General features: G+C 69.5%; 20 protein-coding genes. 5 read left to right on the forward strand and 15 right to left on the reverse strand.

Annotated features, from left to right (window positions below; genetic code table 11):
* Window positions 1-58 precede the first annotated feature (58 nt).
* From EV193_RS09200 to EV193_RS09230, 7 genes are all read right to left on the reverse strand, one after another.
* The gene (locus EV193_RS09200) at window positions 59-760 is read right to left on the reverse strand and encodes a hypothetical protein (protein ID WP_207222558.1); all 702 of its coding nucleotides are present in this window, start codon (window positions 758-760) and stop codon (window positions 59-61) included.
* 8 nt (window positions 761-768) lie between these two features.
* Window positions 769-1,251 carry an Lrp/AsnC family transcriptional regulator gene (locus tag EV193_RS09205; RefSeq protein WP_130343554.1) on the reverse strand — a complete coding sequence of 161 codons (483 nt, stop codon included), beginning with the start codon at window positions 1,249-1,251 and terminating at the stop codon, window positions 769-771.
* Window positions 1,248-2,384: a M24 family metallopeptidase gene (locus tag EV193_RS09210; protein ID WP_130343555.1), complete on the reverse strand. Its 1,137-nt coding sequence runs from the start codon at window positions 2,382-2,384 to the stop codon at window positions 1,248-1,250. Before EV193_RS09210 ends, EV193_RS09205 begins: the two co-directional genes overlap by 4 nt.
* A 9-nt stretch (window positions 2,385-2,393) precedes the next feature.
* Window positions 2,394-3,644, reverse strand: coding sequence for an MFS transporter (locus EV193_RS09215; protein WP_130343556.1), 1,251 nt, complete (start codon window positions 3,642-3,644; stop codon window positions 2,394-2,396).
* Entirely contained in the window at window positions 3,641-4,222 is a 582-nt protein-coding gene (locus EV193_RS09220) for a winged helix-turn-helix domain-containing protein (protein ID WP_130343557.1), read from the reverse strand. Before EV193_RS09220 ends, EV193_RS09215 begins: the two co-directional genes overlap by 4 nt.
* A gap of 49 nt (window positions 4,223-4,271) precedes the next feature.
* Window positions 4,272-4,865: a TetR/AcrR family transcriptional regulator gene (locus EV193_RS09225; protein WP_165401293.1), complete on the reverse strand. Its 594-nt coding sequence runs from the start codon at window positions 4,863-4,865 to the stop codon at window positions 4,272-4,274.
* 113 nt (window positions 4,866-4,978) lie between these two features.
* On the reverse strand, window positions 4,979-5,524 hold the full coding sequence (locus tag EV193_RS09230; RefSeq protein ID WP_130343559.1) for a DinB family protein: 546 nt from the start codon (window positions 5,522-5,524) through the stop codon (window positions 4,979-4,981).
* A 16-nt stretch (window positions 5,525-5,540) separates the two neighbouring features.
* On the opposite strand from EV193_RS09230, the gene EV193_RS09235 reads away from it, so the two are divergent.
* The gene (locus EV193_RS09235; protein WP_130343560.1) at window positions 5,541-6,563 is read left to right on the forward strand and encodes a 5'-3' exonuclease; all 1,023 of its coding nucleotides are present in this window, start codon (window positions 5,541-5,543) and stop codon (window positions 6,561-6,563) included.
* Between the two features lie 6 nt (window positions 6,564-6,569).
* Here the strand turns inward: EV193_RS09235 and EV193_RS09240 are convergent, their stop codons facing one another.
* The 4 genes from EV193_RS09240 to EV193_RS09255 all read right to left on the reverse strand — a co-directional run bounded on the left by EV193_RS09240 (window position 6,570) and on the right by EV193_RS09255 (window position 11,111).
* The gene (locus tag EV193_RS09240) at window positions 6,570-6,887 is read right to left on the reverse strand and encodes a DUF4333 domain-containing protein (RefSeq protein ID WP_165401294.1); all 318 of its coding nucleotides are present in this window, start codon (window positions 6,885-6,887) and stop codon (window positions 6,570-6,572) included.
* An 88-nt stretch (window positions 6,888-6,975) separates the two neighbouring features.
* Window positions 6,976-7,620: a DUF4333 domain-containing protein gene (locus tag EV193_RS09245; RefSeq protein ID WP_130343562.1), complete on the reverse strand. Its 645-nt coding sequence runs from the start codon at window positions 7,618-7,620 to the stop codon at window positions 6,976-6,978.
* A 122-nt stretch (window positions 7,621-7,742) separates the two neighbouring features.
* Window positions 7,743-10,532, reverse strand: coding sequence for a DEAD/DEAH box helicase (locus EV193_RS09250; protein WP_130343563.1), 2,790 nt, complete (start codon window positions 10,530-10,532; stop codon window positions 7,743-7,745).
* Between the two features lie 21 nt (window positions 10,533-10,553).
* Complete coding sequence (locus tag EV193_RS09255; RefSeq protein ID WP_130343564.1) at window positions 10,554-11,111, reverse strand: RNA polymerase sigma factor; 558 nt, start codon at window positions 11,109-11,111, stop codon at window positions 10,554-10,556.
* A gap of 40 nt (window positions 11,112-11,151) precedes the next feature.
* Between EV193_RS09255 and EV193_RS09260 the strand changes: the two genes are divergently transcribed.
* The 4 genes from EV193_RS09260 (at window position 11,152) to EV193_RS09275 (ending at window position 14,531) form a co-directional block, all read left to right on the forward strand.
* A complete protein-coding gene (locus tag EV193_RS09260) occupies window positions 11,152-12,579 on the forward strand; it encodes a serine/threonine-protein kinase (RefSeq protein ID WP_165401295.1) in 1,428 nt (475 codons plus the stop codon).
* A gap of 85 nt (window positions 12,580-12,664) precedes the next feature.
* Entirely contained in the window at window positions 12,665-13,039 is a 375-nt protein-coding gene (locus tag EV193_RS09265) for an SAV_915 family protein (protein ID WP_130343566.1), read from the forward strand.
* Complete coding sequence (locus tag EV193_RS09270; protein ID WP_130343567.1) at window positions 13,039-13,308, forward strand: hypothetical protein; 270 nt, start codon at window positions 13,039-13,041, stop codon at window positions 13,306-13,308. Before EV193_RS09265 ends, EV193_RS09270 begins: the two co-directional genes overlap by 1 nt.
* Window positions 13,309-13,340: 32 nt before the next feature.
* Window positions 13,341-14,531, forward strand: coding sequence for a WXG100 family type VII secretion target (locus tag EV193_RS09275; protein ID WP_130343568.1), 1,191 nt, complete (start codon window positions 13,341-13,343; stop codon window positions 14,529-14,531).
* 2 nt (window positions 14,532-14,533) lie between these two features.
* Here EV193_RS09275 and EV193_RS09280 read toward each other — a convergent pair whose 3' ends face one another.
* Genes EV193_RS09280 through EV193_RS09295 form a run of 4 tightly spaced genes read right to left on the reverse strand, consistent with a single transcriptional unit; the run spans window position 14,534 to window position 16,974 of the window.
* Window positions 14,534-15,418 (reverse strand): diacylglycerol/lipid kinase family protein, encoded by an 885-nt coding sequence (locus EV193_RS09280; protein WP_130343569.1) that lies wholly within the window; start codon window positions 15,416-15,418, stop codon window positions 14,534-14,536.
* Window positions 15,418-16,404, reverse strand: a complete 987-nt coding sequence (gene tatC / locus EV193_RS09285) for a twin-arginine translocase subunit TatC (protein WP_423202145.1) — start codon at window positions 16,402-16,404, stop codon at window positions 15,418-15,420. Before tatC ends, EV193_RS09280 begins: the two co-directional genes overlap by 1 nt.
* Window positions 16,405-16,421: 17 nt before the next feature.
* Window positions 16,422-16,712 (reverse strand): Sec-independent protein translocase subunit TatA, encoded by a 291-nt coding sequence (tatA, locus tag EV193_RS09290; RefSeq protein ID WP_130343570.1) that lies wholly within the window; start codon window positions 16,710-16,712, stop codon window positions 16,422-16,424.
* Between the two features lie 22 nt (window positions 16,713-16,734).
* Entirely contained in the window at window positions 16,735-16,974 is a 240-nt protein-coding gene (locus tag EV193_RS09295) for a bacteriophage holin (protein ID WP_130343571.1), read from the reverse strand.
* Window positions 16,975-16,981: the final 7 nt, after the last annotated feature.

The following is a 16,981-nucleotide window of genomic DNA, read 5'->3' on the forward strand; positions in this document are numbered from 1 at the left end:
GAGATACAGACCACACCGGCGCGAAAAACTCATCGGTCGGACCCCGAGAAATCTGGAATCAGCCGGGGAGCAGTCGGTTTCCGTGCCAGGTGCCGTGTTCGGACAGCGGGCGGAAGCGCATGAAGGTCGACTCGTGGTGGAAGTCCCTGCGCCGCTGCTCCCCCATCGCCACCGCGTGCCGCTCCGCCGACGGCACCTCACTGTGGCCGTGCACCATGTCGGTCATCTCGCGAGCCGTCCGCCAGATGGAGAAGGTGGCGAACGTCCGCGGCGGGCGGTTCGCGGCCGTCGCGAACGTCGCGCCAGGGTGGTCGCGCACCAGGCGTTCCACCGGTCGGCCCCAGTGCAGGAACCGAGGGAGCTCGGGCAGCTTGAGCCGGGCGAGCGTCACGGCGACGACCGGTTCGTCGGGATCGGTTCGATCTGCCCGCGGTGGCAGGTCGGGCAGCGCGGCGACCTGACCGTAGCGCCGAAGAAACCGCAGCCGCACGTGCCAGCCGCCGGCCAGTCGCCGGCCGAGGCGGTCGTGGGTGAGGAACCGCTCCAGCGCGTTCTCGTCGTCCCATTCGGCGAACATCGCCAGCCGGCCGAGTTGCAGCCGGTCCAGTGAGACGACGGGCGCTCCCAGCCGCATCATCGCCAGGCACTCCGCGTGCCGCAGCCCGGGTGTCGTCCGGGCGGACGGCGGCCGAACGAGTGCGCGCGCCGCCGACGTTCTGGTCAACTCCGCGAGATGGAACGTGTGGATCCGGCTGTTCACGACGTCGCTCAGAGCGCCGGTGCGCGGCCTTCGTACGGCGTGGACAGCACCACCGTGGTGCGGGTGGACACCTTGGCCGCCTCGCGGATCCGGCGCAGCAGATCCTCCAGCGCTGCCGGTGAGGCGACTCGCACCAGCAGAATGTAGGACTCCTCGCCGGCGACCGAGTAGCACGACTCGATCTCGTGGATGCCCTTGAGCCGCTGCGGATAGTCGTCCGGCGCGGCCGGGTCGATCGGCGTCAGCGAGATGAACGCGGTGAGCGGCAGGCCGACCGACTCAGCGTCCAGATGAGCCGAGTAGCGCGTGATCACCCCGCGCTGCTCCAACCGGCGAACCCGCTGGTGCACGGCCGACACGCTGAGGCCGACCCGCTCGGCCAGGTCGGTGAAGCTGCACCGCCCGTCCTTGGCCAGCTCGCGCACGATCGCGGTGTCGAGCGGTTCGAGCGAGCTCTGCGGGCCCGAACCTGATGCGCTGACGGTGCTCATGCTGGCAGTACCACCAACTCGTGCGGGCGGCTGTTGAGCGGCTCGACACCGTCCTCGGTCACCACCACGATGTCCTCGATCCGCGCGCCCCAGCGGCCGGGCAGGTAGATGCCCGGCTCGACGCTGAACGCCATGCCCGGTTCGAGCCGCAAGTCGTTGCCCGCCATGATGTACGGCTCCTCGTGCACGTCCAGCCCGATGCCGTGGCCGGTGCGGTGGATGAAGTACTCGCCGAAACCGGCGTCGGCGATGATCTCACGGGCCGCGCCGTCCACTGTGGACGCGTTGACCTCCGGTCGAACGGCCGCCACGGCGGCGGCCTGTGCGGCGCGCAGCACCTCGTAGGTAGCGGCCACATCCGGGTCGCGGGGTGTGCCCACGGCGTAGGTGCGGGTCGAGTCGGAGTTGTAGCCGCGCGCGGTCCGGCCGCCGATGTCCACCACGACCACGTCACCCGCCTCGATCACACGCTCGGACACGTCGTGGTGCGGGCTGGCGCCGTTCGGCCCGGCGCCCACCACCACGAACTCGACGGTGGCGTGTCCCTCGGCCACGATCGCCTCGGCGATGTCCGCGCCGACCTCGGCCTCCGTGCGGCCCGGCTTGAGCCACTCGGCCATCCGCGCGTGCACCCGGTCGATCGCGGCGCCGGCCTCGCGCAGCGCGTCGATCTCCTCGGCGTCCTTGCGCATCCGCAACTCGCGCAGCACCGGACCGGCCAGCGTCTGGTCCACAGTGGACAGTTCGTCGCGCAGGCCGAGAACGTGCAGCGCCGGCATGAAGTCGCTGATCGCGACCCGGCCTCGCGCGCCGGCGAGCTTCGCGACCAGCGCGTACGGGTTCTCGCCGTCCACCCACGTCGCCATGCGCACGCCCAGCTCGTCGGTGGGCAGGCCCGCGTAGCCGGGCGCCTCCAGCTTGGGCACCACGAACGCCGGCGGAGCGTCGCCGGCCGGGAGCACGAAACAGGTCAGCCGCTCGTAGGAGTCGCCGGCCACGCCGAGCAGGTAGTTGAGGTCCGAACCGGGCGTGATCAGCAGCGCGTCCACTCCGGCGGAATCGGCGGCGGCGCGGGCCCTGGCGAGGCGGTCACGAACGCTGGCGACGTTCACCGCGGAGACGCTGGTCGACATGAGCGCAGCCTAGTCGGACAACGCGCCCACCGAAGCATGCGTTCGAGGGATCACCGGCCGGTCGTCCATCTGCCGCCACAGCGGGAACAGCAACGGGCACACCGTGACGGCGAGATAGCCGACGCCGACGATCAGGATGGTCGTGGTCAGCCCGAACGCCTCCACCGCGACGCCGCCGAGCATCGCGCCGAGTGGTGCCGCGGCCAGCACGCCGCCCTGCATCACGCCGAACACGCGGGCCCGCTGCTCTTCCGGCAGTCGTTCGAACTCGACCACGGTCAGGATCGGGTTGATCGCGCCGCACGCGATCCCGATGATCAGGAACCAGGCGAGGATCACCGGCAGGCCGGGCTCCAGCGCCAGCAGACCCCAGCGGGGCGCGCCGACGAGCAGGAACGCGAACGTGTACGTCGACCATCTGGGCAGCCGCGAGCCGAGCCAGCCGAACAGCGCGTTGCCGGCCACCGCGCCGCCCGCGAACACACCGGTGATCAGTCCCAACGCGACACTGCTGTGCAGTACTTCCTTGGCGTACAACGGGATCAGCACGGCGCTGCCCGCCGCGTCCAGCATGTTGGTGGCCATCACCATGACGGTGATCGCGCCGATCAGCCGGTCGGAGCGCAGGTAGGCGAACCCGGCCCGCAGTTCGTCCACATAGGACCCACGACGGTGCTCCGGCGGCGCGCTGTCCGGCACGAGGAGCACCATGATCGCGGCGGACACCACGAACGTGGCGGCGTCCACCCACAGCACGCCGGCCGGTCCGAGAACGGCGATCAGCACACCGGCGGCCGGTGCGCCGAGCATCCGCGCGCCTCGGGACACGCCGTCGTAGGCGCCGGCCGCGCGCTCGAACGACGTGCCGGCCCGCCTGACCAGGGTCGGCATCATCGCGCTGCGGGCCGTCTCGCCCGGCGCGCGGCTCAGCCCGAGGAGCAGCGCGGCGGCGAGCAACTGCCAGAAGGCGAGCCCGACGGTGTAGTGCAGCAACGGGATGGCGGCCACCGAGACGGCCGCGAACCCGTCGGACAGCACGCTGGATCGCTTGCGCCCCAACCGGTCCACGATCGGACCGCCGAGCATCGAGGACGCCACCACACCGGTCAGCTCGACGCCGAGCACCAGCCCGGTGCGCACCGGGCTGCCGGTGGTCTCCAGCACGAACCACGGCACGGCGAGGAACGTCATCGTGGTGCCGCAGATCGAGACGACGTTCGCCGTGAGCAGCGCGATCAGCGGCAGCCGGGCGGCACTCACGGTCGCTCCGGGTGCCGCTTGCGCGGGAACGCGTGCCACTGCACGGCCACCAGCTCGTCGCCCTCGCCCGGGTCGCGCCGGTAGCTCTCGACCAGTGCGTCGACCTTCTCGTTCAGCTCGCGCGCCTTCTCCGGCGTGAGGTGCAGCAGGTAGTCGGAGAAGTCCCACGCGCCCTGCCACGCGGGCCACTCCTGCCGCTCGGACACGAAGTCGGCGGCAGCGCGATAGTGCGTGGTGAGGATCGAGTGCAGGTAGTCGCTCGCGGGGCCGGCCAGCTCCGGATCGCTGTACAGCTCATGGCCGGTGCGGTGGCCGGCGTGCGCCGCCCGCCACCAGCGCTCGCGCTTGTTGCCCCGGTCGGCGTCCTCCTCGACCATGCCCACCTCGGCGAGCTGGCGCAGGTGCCAGCTCGTGGTGCCGGAGGACTCCCCCACCCGCTTGGCCAGGCCGGTGGCCGTGGCGGGACCGTCCATGCGGAGGATCCCGACGAGCCGAACCCGCAGCGGGTGCGCCATGGCGCGCAGCGTCTTGGCGTTCAGATCGGCGGTCTTGCGGCCGCGGGCGTCTCGCTCGGTCATGCGGACAAGGTACAACCGCAGAGACTTCTTTGCAAAGATCTCTCTGCGATCAGTCTCCGCACAGCCGCCCGAGGGACGCGTCCAGAGCGGCGACCGCGTTGGGGATGGGGCGATGACCGACCAGGACGTGCACGCCAAGCCCTTCGGCCAACGCCAGCAGCGTGGCGGCTTCCGACTCGGCGTCCCGGTCCGTCGAGATCTGCCCGTTCTCCTTGCCGCGGACGATCAGCAGCGTCAGCAGCCGGTGCAGCGACTCGTATCCGTGCCGCAGGTGGTCGGCCAGCAGCGGCGCGACCAGTGCCCTGGTGGTGAACGCGGTCGCGATCCGCACGCCCGCCGCGCTGCGTTCGTCGGTCGGCAGCAGCTCGACGAGAATCTCGCGCAGCACGATCGCGACCGGCAACGAAGCCGGGATGGCGCCGAGACGCTCGCGCACCCTCGCCTCGCCGCGCTCTCGCACATACTCCAGCGCGAACAACATCATCTCGTCCTTGCCGCGGAAGTAGTGCTGCACCCCGCCCAAGGACACGCCCGCCTCGGCGGCCACGTCACGCAGGCTCGCCGCCTCGATCCCTCCTCGGTCGACGATCGTCACCACCGCCTCGGCGATCCGGCGCCGGCGCTCGGCGTACCGCGGATCCACCCCCCGTGCTCGCTTCGCCATCCCGCCCGAAATTCCCATACAGTCGACTTGATCAACTTCGCGGGATGACAATACAACCAGCGCTACCAGGGCTGATCATCACCAGTCGATCTTCACCAGGGAGCCGGCGCGCCTTCCATCGCCGCCCAGTTCACGTAGAAGTTCGAACCGTCGATCGACTCCCGGATGATGTCGGCGTGGCCGCCGTGCCGCGCGGTCTCCTCGATCAGGTGCAGCAGCACCCAGCGCAGCGTCCAGTGCTCGACGTCCTTCGGGAACCACGGCTGGTCGGGCACCTGCACCCGGTACTCCAGATCGCCGATCTCCGCCACGATCCGCTCGGTCTCGCGGGCCACCTCATCGTAGAAGGCCAGCGCGCCTTCCAGCGTCTCGTCGGCCGTCAACTCGAAGCCCTTGAGGTAGTCCTCCTCGGTGCGCTCCAACTGCTTGCCGAGCACCGTCTCCACCATCCACCCGCGCTCCACGTTCGCCACGTGCTTGATCAGCCCGCCGAGGCTCAGCGTGCTCGCCGTCGGCGTGAGCCGCGCCTGCTCCTCGGTGACGCCGAAAGCCGCCGCGCGAAGGCCCAGCCGCTGCTGGTCGATGTAGTGGAGCAGACCGTCGGTCTCGTCGGCGATCGTGCGGGCGTATGCGGGCATGGAGCGTCCTTCCTCAATGGCTGATACCCGCTCATCGTCGCAGCGCGCACCGACATTTCCACCCGTGTGGCAAGCTCTGCGAGTGACCACAGCTTCCAGCGGGCGGCTCGCACTCCTCGACTCGGCCAGCCTGTACTTCCGCGCGTTCTACGGACTCCCGGACACGCTCGTCGCGCCGGACGGCATGCAGGTGAACGCGATCCGAGGGTTCGCCGACACGATCGCGCGGATCATCATCGAGCGGAAGCCGACTCGCCTGGTCTGCTGCATGGACGCCGACTGGCGGCCGGCCTTCCGGGTCGAGGCGCTGCCGAGCTACAAGGCGCACCGGGTTGCCGAGGAGGCCCCGACCGGGCCGGACGTCGAAGAGGTGCCGGACGCACTGACGCCCCAGGTGCCGGTCATTCTCGAACTGCTGGACGCCGTGGGGCTGGCCACCGCGGAAGCCGAGGGCTACGAGGCCGACGACGTGATCGGCACGCTGGCCACCCGCGAGAAGGTCGACCCGGTCGAGGTGATCACCGGCGACCGCGACCTGTTCCAACTCGTGCGCACCGAGCCGACCGCGGTGGACGTGGTGTACGTCGGGCGCGGCTGGGCGAAGGCGGAAACCCTTGGGCCGCAAGAGCTTGCCGCTCGCTACGCGCTTCCGGTGGAGAACGCCGGCTCGGCGTACGCGGACATGTCCATGCTGCGCGGCGACCCGTCCGACGGGCTGCCCGGGGTGGCCGGCATCGGCGAGAAGGGAGCGGCGAAGCTGATCACCGAATTCGGCACGCTCGCCGCGCTGCTGGCGGCGGCCGAGGCCGGCGACAGCCGGGTACCCCCACGCGCGCGAGCCAGTTTGGCGGCGGCGGCCGACTACCTCGCTGTCGCGCCCAAGGTGGTGCGGGTGGCCGCCGACGCGGAGATCGACCAGGACCACGAGGACGTCATTCCGGCCGAGCCGCGTGACCGGGCCCGGGTGCTGGAACTCAAGGAGCGCTACAACCTGGGAGCACCGGTCGACCGCCTGCTCGGGGCACTCGACCGGCACTGACTGGCCTCACTTGGGTATCGACACCTGGTAGTCGCCGTACTCGTTGCTGACCCGGATGTGCACCTTCTTGTTCTGACCGTCGACCTTGATGTCGCAGTCGAACTCGTGGCCTTCCTTCGCCTCCTGGTCGGCCGGGCACTTCACCTCGCCGACCGCGCCGGGTTTGGCGAATTTGGACTCGACGACGCCCTTGATGCCTTCACGTAGCTTCTCGTCGTCGAGGACCTTCACAGTCTCCGACTCCGGCGGCGTGACGAACGGTGGATCGTTCTTCGAGTCGTCTCCACACGCACCCACGGCGGCCGCGGCACAGACGATCAGCACTATGCGAAATACACGCATAGCCCCCACTTTCAATTGTTCAGCGAATGGCGCGACCTCCCCGGCCGCGCCATGTCCCCCGCCGCCTTTTCTACTTCGGTTGCGACACCTGGTAGTCACCGTTCTCGTTGGTGACCCGGACGTGCACCTTCTTGTTCTGACCGTCGACCTTGATGTCGCAGTCGAACTCGTGGCCTTCCTTCGCCTCCTGGTCGGCCGGGCACTTCACCTCGCCGACCGCGCCGGGCTTGGCGAACTTCTGCTCGACGACACCCTTCACGCCGTCCTGCAGCTTCGCCTGGTCGAGCACCTTCTTGTTGAAGAAGCCCGGCGTGACGAAGCCGAGAATTCCGACCGCGGCGACCGCCAGCACGACGACCACCACGACGATCCACACCCAGGCGTTCGACTTCTTCTGCGGCGTCTGGGGCACCTGACCCGGGTACCCGCCGTACTGCTGCTGGGGCTGCTGCGGCTGGGCGTACGGGTTCGGCTGCTGCTGCGTCGGCTGGTAGCCCTGCGGCGGCTGCTGAGGCTGTTGCTGCTGCGGGTAACCCTGCTGCTGAGGCTGTTGGGGCTGCTGCGGGTAGCCGCCGTACTGCGGCTGCTGGGGCTGGCCGTACCCACCCTGCGAAGGAAACCCGCCAGATGGCGTGCCCTGCTGGCCGCCGTAGGGCTGCTGACCCCACTGCTGGTTCGGGTCGTTCCCGCCGGATGGTCCGTACGGGCTGGTCATCGTTCGCCTCCGTGGGTGGGCCTCGTGGTGTGCACGCGCTACTGCCCGCGATCAAACCACAGCGGGGGCCATCAGCCACACCCGACCCGCGCGGCCGTTTCGAAGTCGTTGACCGGCCGCCGTCACGCTACGGCCAGGGCCACCACGCCGCGTCTGATCGCGGTGACCGCCTTCTCCGCGGCGGCACCGGTGGGGTCCTGGGGGCCCAGCACGTCCCTGATCTGGTCCAACAAGTCGATCACCTGCCGGCACCAGCGCACGAAGTCGCCGGCGGACAGCTCCTGGCCGGCCGACTCGGCGGCGGTGAGCACCTTCTCCAGCGTCTCGCCGCGTGCCCACCGGTACACCGGCCAGGCGAACCCGGCGTCCGGCTGCCTGGTCCGCTCCAGCTTGTGCCGCCGCTCGTCGTCCTCGATGTCGGCCCACAGCTTCGCCGTCTCGGCGAGCGCGTCGGTCACCGCGCCGGACGGCACCCTCGCCTCCACGGTCGCGTCCCGCCGCGCCTCGTACACCAGCGCCGACACGACCGCGGCGAGTTCGGCCGGGCCGAGCCCCTGCCACACGTGGTGCCGCAGGCACTCCGCGGCCAGTAGATCGGACTCGCTGTAGAGCCGGGCCAGCCGCCTGCCGTGCTCGGTGACCCGCTCCTCGTTCTCCTCGGTGGCCAAGTAGCCGCGCTCGCGCAGCAGTCCGCGAATCCGGTCGAACGCGCGGGCCAGCGAGTGCGTCGTGGCCGCGACCCGCCGCTCGACCTGCTCGGTCTCGGCGAGCAGCCGGTGGTACCGCTCGCCCCAGCGCGCGTGGTCCTCGCGGTCGGCGCAGCCGTGACACGGGTGTGCCCGCATCGCCCTGCGCAGCGTGACCAACTCGGGGTCCTCGTCGGCACTCGACCGGCGGCGCCGGCGATCCGGCAGTTCGATGCCGGTGTTGCGCAGCGTGGACGCGAGATCGCGACGCGACCGCGGCGAGCGCACGTCCACCTGCTTGGGCAGCTTGATCTTGCCGAGCACCTCCACCGGCGACGGGAAGTCCGCGACCGACAGCCGGCCGGCCCACCGGTCCTCGGTGACCACGAACGGACGCGGATCGGCCATCGGGTCCAGGCCCGGGTCGATCACCAGCGCCAGCCCGGAGCGTCGCCCCGCCGGCACGGCGATCACGTCGCCCTTGCGCAGCCGCTCCAGCGACGCCGCCGCCTCGATCCGCCGGTCGGACTTGTTCCGCCGGGACAGCGTCTTCTCCCGCACGGACACCTGCCGCCGCAGCTCCGCGTACTCGGTGAAGTCGCCGAGGTGGCAGTGCATCGACTTGGCGTAACCGGCCAGGCCCTCCCGGTTGCGCTCCACCTTGCGGGACAGGCCCACCACCGACCGGTCGGCCTGGAACTGGGCGAAGGACTGCTCCAGGATCTCCCGCGCCTGCCGCGCGCCGAGCCGGTCGACCAGGTTGACCGCCATGTTGTAGCCGGGGCGGAACGACGAGCGCAGCGGATAGGTGCGGGTGGACGCGAGCCCGGCCACCTGCTTCGGGTCCACGCCGGGCTGCCACACCACGACCGCGTGGCCCTCGACGTCGATACCCCGCCGCCCGGCACGTCCGGTGAGCTGCGTGTACTCGCCCGGCGTGAGATCGACGTGCGCCTCGCCGTTGTACTTCACCAGCCGTTCGAGAACGACCGTGCGGGCCGGCATGTTGATGCCGAGGGCGAGCGTCTCGGTGGCGAACACGACCTTCACCAGGCCGCGCACGAACAGCTCCTCGACCGTCTCCTTGAACGCGGGCAGCATGCCGGCGTGGTGGCTGGCGACCCCGCGCTCCAACGCGTCGCGCCACTCCCAGTAGCCCAGCACCACCAGGTCGGCCTCGGGCAGATCACGCGTCTTGGCGTCGATGATCGTGCGGACCTCGTCCACCTCGGCCGGGCTGTTGAGCCGCTGGCCGCCGCGCACGCACTGCGCCACCGCCGCGTCACAGCCGGCGCGGCTGAACACGAACACGATCGCCGGCAGCAGGCTCGCGCCGTCCAGCCGGTGCACGACGTCAACCCGGGACGGCGGCCGGAACCGTGGCCCGCCCTGCTGTCCGCGCCGGCCGCGACCGCCGCGGTTGCGTGGGCCGTGCCAGGGCGCGTGCGCCCGGCCGACCTCCTCGGCGCGGCGCACGAGCTGCGGGTTGATCGACGCCTCTCCCCCGGCCTCGCTGAGATTGCCTCCAGTGCCGGCCGGCACGCTGAACAGGTCCATCATCCGACCGCCGACGAGCATGTGCTGCCACAGCGGCACGGGCCGGTGCTCGTCCACCACGATCGTGGTGTCACCGCGCACCTCGACGAGCCACTCGCCGAACTCCTCGGCGTTGCTGACCGTCGCCGACAGGCTCACCAGCCGCACCCAGTCGGGCAGGTGCAGGATCACCTCTTCCCACACCGCGCCGCGGAACCGGTCGGCCAGGTAGTGCACCTCGTCCATCACCACGTAGCCGAGACCGTCCAATGTGGACGATTCGGCGTACAGCATGTTGCGCAGCACCTCGGTGGTCATGACCACGATCGGCGCGTTGGAGTTGATCGAGCTGTCACCGGTGAGCAGGCCGACCGACTTGGCGCCGTACCGCGCGGTCAGGTCGGCGTGCTTCTGGTTGGACAGCGCCTTGATCGGGGTCGTGTAGAAGCACTTCCGGCCCTCGGCGAGCGCCATGTGCACGGCGAACTCGCCGACCACGGTCTTGCCGGCGCCGGTCGGGGCGCAGACCAGTACGCCGTGGCCGTCCTCGAGGGCGACGCACGACTTGTACTGGAACGGGTCCAGCTCGAAGGACAACTGCTGGACGAAGTCCGTGAGTTGCGGGTAGTCCGCCCGGGTCTTGGCTGCTGTGAATGCCTCGGCCGGGGACCGATCAGGGCGCTGCGCCACGCCTCCAGGGTTTCACACCCGTCAGGAGGTCTCCTTCATGTGCCTCTTGATGGCGTTGCGAGCCTCGTGAATGCGAAACTTGATCGTGCTCAGCGGAAGGCGCAGTTGCTCGGCGATGTCGTTGTACTGCCAGTCGGCCAGGTCCCGCAGCACGAACGGCGCGGTCAGCTCCGGCGAACGCCGCTCCAGCTTGTCCAGCGCCTCCAACAGGTCGATCCGCGAGCCGGCGATCACGCTCGTGGTGCGCGGGTCGGGCCGCTGCGGCAGCTCCTCCGTGGGGTGCTCCAGCGACTTTCGCTTGAGCTTGGTGTAGGTCTGCCGCAGGCTGTTGACCACGACGCGGTACAGCCAGGTGCTGAACTTGGACCGGCCCTCGAACGTCGTGATGTCCTTCGCGACGGCCCACAGCGCGTCCTGGCAGGCCTCTTCGGCGTCGGCCCAGTACTGCAGCATCTTGGCGCACCGGCTCAACACGGCCGGCCGAATCCGGCGAAGCAGCTCGTCGAGCGCGTGCTTGTCGCCGGCGGCCGCACGGCGGGCCAGTTCGTCGTCGGTCGCGTCGTCCACCCTGGTTCGCACCCGTCGTATCGCACTGGTCGCTGTCCGCCATCATAGAGGCGTGACTCCCCCGGCCTTCATCGGGCGCTACGCGATCAGGAGGTCACTCGGCTCCGGCGGTTTCGCCACCGTGTGGCTGGGCTTCGACGAGCGCCTCGACGATCAGGTCGCGATCAAGGTGCTCGCGGAGAACTGGGCGCAGCGGCTGGATGTGCGCGACCGGTTCACGCAGGAGGCGCGGGTGCTGCGCCGCGCCCGGTCGCCGCACGTCGTGCAGGTCTACGACATCGACCAGTTGCCCGACGGGCGGCCCTACTTCGTGATGACCTACGCCGACGGCGGGAGCCTGTCCGACCGGCTGGCGCACGGTCCGCTGCCGGCCGAGACCGCGCTCGGATACGGCGCCGTGATCGCCACCGGCGTTCAGGACCTGCACGACAGCGGCGTGATGCACCGCGACATCAAGCCGTCCAACGTGCTGTTCCGGTCCACGTCGGAGCTGCTGATCGCCGATCTCGGGCTGGCCAGGGACCTCGATCGCGGCTCACGCCTGACCCTGACCGCGGGCACGCCCGGCTACATGGCACCCGAGCAGGCCGACGGCGACGCGACGATCGACCATCGGGTGGACGTCTACGCCATCGGGGCGACGGTGTACCGGGCGCTCACCGGCCGTACGCCGACGGTCGGTGCGGTCACGCCCGTCGGCCAAGTGCGCCCGGACCTGCCGCTGGGTACCGACGCGGTGCTGATGCGGGCGCTGGCCACGCACCCCGGCGACCGCTGGTCCACCGCCGGCGAGCTGGCCGAGGAGCTTCGGCGGGTGGTGAACGGCCGGGCCAGCACGGCACCGCTGGCCGTCGATCCCGAGCGCACCGACGAGGTGGTGGCCCCGCCGTCGAAGTCGGGGCGCCGTCGCTGGTGGATCGCGGCCGCCGCGGTACTCGCCACGGCCGCGGCCGTCGCCGGTGTGCTGCTCGCCGTGAACTCGGCTGACCGCCCGGCCAGCGCGCTGACACCGCCCGAGACCACCACATCGTCGTCCAGCATGGCGCCCGCGCCACCGAGCCCCAGTCCGCCGACACCGTCGACGGCGCCCCCGACGACAACGCTCGCGCGGGCCACGCCCCCACCATCGACCACCACGACGACAACGGTCCCTCCCGCACCCACGACACAGTCGCCCCAGCCCCCGTCCCCACTACCGTCGTCGCAGGCCGAGCCGCGTCCCCAGGGTTGTCCGGCATACCGGATGTGCTTCTACCCGGAGAACCACTACTACGGGACACCCGAGGTGCGCCACATGGACTACAGCGAGACCTCGCACTGCCAACCCACCGCGAAGCCGTTCAAGTCGGTCTACAACAGCGCCGACCAGAACCAGCAGGTGTGGTCGACCACCGCTTGCGGCGTACGCGAGCAAGGCCCTCTGGTCAAAGCGGGCCAGGGCTTCCGCTACATCGAGGGCCGCTCCTTCCGACACTCATGACACCGTTACCTGTTCGTTACTAACTTAGGCGCTCCGGCCGGCCACCTCATGTACGACACACCCGAGGTGGTGAAAGGGGAAAGCCGTGTTCGTCAACGAGCATCGAGGAGCGGGATTCGCCGTCGCGGACGACGTTCTGCGGAACGCACACGAGGAAGAGCCGCTACACGGACGTCAGGAACTGCCGGAGGTCGTCTATCTGCCGACCGAGGAACCGGTGCATCGAGCGGACGCCGACTGCGTAGTGGAAATGCGCCAGCTTACGGATGGTCGCATCGGGTTGCTGACCTACACGTCTCGCGAATCATTGGTCGAGTGCTGCGGCGACGCGCAGCCGTGGGTTTCGATTCCGAACTGGAGGTTGGAACTCCTTCAAGAGGAGACGAATGCGGACGTGGTGGTATTCGACGCGCCGCTGAGGGCCGAACAGATGCGGAACGCGGACGGCGGTGAATTCTGATGTTGGGCTATGAGGTCGACGAGACCGATCTCCACGGGCTGGCGCGCAAACTGACTGCGGGCGCCACCGACATCGAAGACACCGCCGATGCGCCCCCCGCGCCACAGGCAGGACCGCTGACCGGTTTGATCGCCGGACACCTCGGCAACGTCGCGGGAGGAATGGCCTCGGTGTCGGAGTTCGCCAGTGCCGCCGGCCAGAACGTGACCCGTAGCGCGTCCACCTACACCAACGTGGACAAGGGGAACGCCGATGCGTTCAAACCGTGACATGACGACGGTAAGCCAGTCAGAGGAGAAGGGTGACTGAGGTGCTGACCACCGAGGTGAAGGGCGATCCGGCGAGCCTGCGGGCGACGGCGACGTGGCTGAGCATGGCTAACGGATCGATCCACGGCGCCGCGACTCAGGTCTACGCGGCCCGTAACGAATCGACGAGCAGTTGGACCGGAGAGGCCGGCAGTGGTTTCCGCTCGGTAATGACCAACGCTGCCGGGAAGATCGATCAGATAGCGGGCAACGCGACGACTCTCGGCAGCGCGCTGTCCGGGCATGCGGCCGACTTGGATACCGTTCGATCGCGTATGGCAATGGCACGTCAGGTCGCGACCGACGGCGGGCTGACGGTCACGGCGACGGCAATCATGCCGCCCGGACCTGCTCCGGCCGCGCCGAGCGCACTGCCCAAGAATGCGACTACCGAGGAGAAGGCGGCGCACAAGAATTCTGCTGCGGCGCGCGCGGATTACATCAAGAAGGTGAAAGCATATCACCAATCTGGAACCATTGTCGCGGGTGCCAGAAAGACCGAGACGACATCGCAGAACAACGTATTGACAACTCTCAAGAACGTCCGGCTCGTCAGTGGCACGTTGGCGGCGATGGCCGGCGCTGGTGTCGAGGCGGCCAGCAAGTTTCGAACCGCTCAACACTCCTACGACGACTTCGCGGAGCGGGCGATACGTGTCGCGAGTAACACCAAACTGAGCACGACGAATCGAATGCGGGCTCTGCAGGTCGCGGCGAAGAACAATATCAAGCTCAGGCAAACAGCTCAGATCATCGAACGAGACCTGTGGTTCAAGTACACGGATCGTCTGCCGAGTTGGGCGAAGTCCACGCTGACCTTCACCGTGGCAGGAAAACCGCAGCCACCGGCGCCGCCAGGGGTTCGCGCGTCAAGCCCTCCGGCCGCGTCCGCAGGTGCGAAGGTCGCCAAAGTCGCAACGAAGGTCGGCGGCAAGATCCCCGTCGTCGGACTTGGGTTCACCGCCGCCGGCGTTGGACTCGATATCGCGGGCGGCAAGGATCCCGGTAAGGCCGTGGTATCCGGTGCCGCAGGCCTCGCCGGTGGTATCGCCGCGGGCGCCGCCGTCGGAGCGGTCGTCGGCGGGCCACTCGCACCAGCGACAGTGCTCGTGGGCGGCCTCGTCGGAGGTTTGCTTGCCAGCGGGGCGGCTGAGGCAGCCTGGGACTTCTGCTCCGGGAAGTAGGCCTATCCGACGACGGCGAGCGCGCCGGAGACGCAGGTTGTGGTAAGCGGCAGCGGGCGGAGTGGATCACCGTCGGCGTAGGCGGTCCAGCCGTTGGCCGGCTCCAGGGTCACCCGGCTCGCGCGCAGGGTGGTCACGGCCGGGTGGTCGATGTGCCGGCCGCTGCGCAGGGTGGGCAGCAGCCGCAGCAGGTCGCGGCGGTGCGCGGCGCCCACCAGCGTCACGTCGAACAGCCCGTCGGACGGGTCGGCGTCCGGGCACACCGGGATGCCGCCGCCGTAGTACGCCGTGTTGCCCACCGCGACCAAGGTGGCCTCGGTCTCCAGCCGACCGGCGTCGGTGTCCACGATCAGCGGGGCCGGCCGCAGCCTGGCCAGCTCGGCGACCACGGCGACGTCGTAGCGCCTCGGCCCGGACGGCCAGCGCAGCGCGTTGGCGCGCTCGTTGACCGCCGAGTCGAAGCCGGCACACAGGACGGTCGCGAACCAGGTGTCGCCGACCTTGCCGAGATCGATCGTGCGACGGGCACCGTCGGCCAAGCTCGCCGCCAGATGATCGAGGGCGGCGTGCGGCTCACCCGGCACGCCGAGCGCCCGCGCCAGGTCGTTGCCGGTGCCGGCGGGCACGATGCCCAGCGCGACACCGTGCTCGGCGCAGAACTGCACGCCTTGGTGCATCGAGCCGTCGCCGCCGATCACGACCAGCACGTCCAGCCCGGCGTCGGCGGCGCGGCGCATCAGCTCGCGCGACTCGTCGACCGTGTCCGCCACCGCCAGCGACAGATGATCGACGACCTCACGCAGGCGCTCCGCGACCGTGCCGGACACCCGAGCGGCCGCGCCGCGCCCGGAAGCGGGATGAACCGCCAGGGCGGCGCGCACACCCATCAGGTGACGTCGTCCAGCTTGCTCGCCGCTTCTTCGGCGCGTTCCTCCTCGGCCTTCTCCCGCGCGACGCGCTCCCGCTCGGCGGCGAGCTTCTTGTCGTCGGGCTTGAGGCCGTACTCCTCCGGCTCGCCCCAGCCCTCGGCCACCGCGCGGCGCGCCTTCTTGCGGTCGTGCAGGCGGGAGAGCTGGATGGAGAACTCCAGCAGCACGGTCATCGCGGCGGCGAGCACCACCATGGACAGCGGGTCGGTGCCGGGGGTGGCGATGGCGGCGAACACGAACAGCCCGAAGATCAGCCCGCGGCGCCAGCGTTTCAGGTTGGCGTAGGGCAGCATCCCGATCCGGTTGAGCATGGTCACCAGCAGCGGGAGCTCGAAGCTCACGCCGAAGATCAGCAACATGATCAGGATGAACGAGATGTACTTGTCGGCGGCCAGCGCGGTGGCGAACTGGTCGCCGCCGAAGCTGACCAGCACCTGCAGACCCTCGGGCACCACGAAGTAGGCCAGCACGGCGCCGGCCGCGAACAGCATGGAGGCCAGGCCGACGAAGGTGATCGCGAACTTGCGTTCCTTGGCGTAGAGGCCAGGAGTGATGAACGCCCAAATCTGGTACAGCCAACCCGGGCTGGTGAGCACCATGCCCGCCGAGATACCCACCTTGAACCGGGTCATGAACGCCTCGAACGGCTGTGTCTGCAGCAATTGGCACTTGCCGTCGTTCAGCTCCACTCGCAAATGCCGTGGCAGACCGCAATACGGGCCGGTGACCAGGTCACCCAGGGAGGGCAGCCCGAAAGGCCGGATCTCCCACCACAGGAAGCCGACGACACTGCCGAGAACCACGAACAGCAGCGCCAGCGCGAGGCGGTGCCGCAGTTCGTACAGATGGTCTTTCAGCGACATGGTGCCGTCGGGATTCTGCCGGCGGTTGCGCTGTCGCTTCTTGTCCCGGCGGGTCTCCCGGCGGCCGTTCTCCCGCGCCACCGTGTCTCCCGTCTTTCTCAGCTGGCGTTCTTGTTTTCCGTCGTGTCCTTGACGGACTCCGACTTCACGGACTCGGCGACCGGCTGACCGTTCGACTTCGCCTCAGGAAGCTGCGCCGGCGGATCGGCCGGCTTGTCGGACTTGTCCTTGTCGTCGTCCTCGTCGCGGAGGTTCTTGGTCTCCTCCTTGAACGCCTTCGCCGACTTGCCGAGCGACCGAGCCATCTCCGGGAGCTTCTTCGCCCCGAACAGCAAAATGATCACACCAGCGATGATCAGAAGCTCGGGAACACCAAAGTTGCTGAACACCTGCTCTCCTCCTGCCTCTCCCCTATTGGCTAGATGGTACGCGCGGGGCCTCGCCGTCGGAGCCCTCCTGGCGTCGCTCCGCGACGGCCACCTTCAGCGCGGCCGATCGCGCCTTCAACAAGCCCACCTCGTCCCCGACATGGCCGTTCACCAGGCCGGCGACCTGGCTGAACCGGCCAAGCGCGCGCAGCGTGCGAACCACAAGGAACGCGAGCAGCACCAGCCCGACGGCCAGCAGCACGATGATCGGCAGGTAGGACACGCGTATA

The organism is Herbihabitans rhizosphaerae (genome assembly GCF_004216555.1).
Lineage (GTDB): Bacteria > Actinomycetota > Actinomycetes > Mycobacteriales > Pseudonocardiaceae > Herbihabitans > Herbihabitans rhizosphaerae.